This is a genomic window from Streptomyces sp. E2N166 (genome assembly GCF_003671715.1).
Lineage (GTDB): Bacteria > Actinomycetota > Actinomycetes > Streptomycetales > Streptomycetaceae > Streptomyces > Streptomyces thinghirensis.
This window is the reverse complement of sequence record NZ_RAIF01000021.1, coordinates 1-454: the sequence shown is the minus strand read 5'-3', so window position 1 is coordinate 454 and position 454 is coordinate 1. Positions and strand designations below refer to the sequence as shown.

The window sequence follows — 454 nt, the reverse complement described above, 5'->3', positions numbered from 1 at the left end:
CGGCGCGGCCGTGACCTCCGCGGCGTCCGTGGCGTTCGGCGCGGTGGCCGGGGAGGCGCCCGGGGTCGCGGGCGCGACAGTGTGTGCGGGGGACGGAACTGTTGAATCGATTCCGGCCACTTTCGCGGGGTGCGGGGCGTTCATGGCGTCCGGCCTTCCGACCGGCGCTTACTGCTCAAAAGCATCGCAAACCCCCATGTCATTCTGCGCCGCTAGCAGTGTCTCCACATGTACACGCACTCGTAAGGAGATGTCCAGCATTGTCCTGCTGGTATTCCTGGTGTCCGTGAGGTTCGAGCGACCTCCCTCCCGACCTCTTGCGGAAATACGAAATTGGCTTGAAACTTCCCCAGGGGACGCCTTGTTGCGGTCGACTGGGGGTGCTTTACGGAGCGTCACAGCGGTCGTGATGGGTACGTACTCGGAGAAGGCCAGGGGTGGTTGGGGGCCACCT

General features: G+C 64.5%; 1 pseudogene. It reads right to left on the bottom strand.

The window, feature by feature from the left end:
• Positions 1–261 (bottom strand): annotated as a pseudogene (locus tag EBH09_RS38980) (phosphatase); the annotation flags it as partial.
• Positions 262–454 lie beyond the last annotated feature (193 nt).